The sequence below is a fragment of the Phormidium sp. CCY1219 genome (assembly GCF_035615515.1).
Classification (GTDB): domain Bacteria; phylum Cyanobacteriota; class Cyanobacteriia; order Cyanobacteriales; family Laspinemataceae; genus CCY1219.
Map to the genome: position 1 here is coordinate 1 of NZ_JAJENT010000852.1, position 224 is coordinate 224.

The 224-nt window shown below is 51.3% G+C and carries 1 rRNA gene; it reads right to left on the reverse strand.

Annotated features, from left to right (window positions below):
- Positions 1-87 (reverse strand): 5S ribosomal RNA (gene rrf, locus LKK83_RS32075); the annotation flags it as partial.
- Positions 88-224 lie beyond the last annotated feature (137 nt).

The window sequence follows — 224 nt, forward strand, 5'->3', positions numbered from 1 at the left end:
CACCCTCCAAGTATCGTCGCCGCAGTCGCGTTTCACAGCCGAGTTCGGGATGGGTCGGAGTGGTTCCACAACGCCATTGGCACCCGGAAAAATCGAGAAGGTTAAAGAACCCTCAAGACTGCATAGAAATTGAGTTAAATTGAGTTATGAGGTCAAGCGCTCGGTCTGTTAGTACGTCTGGGCTACATACATTACTGCACTTCCACCACGACGCCTATCAACGG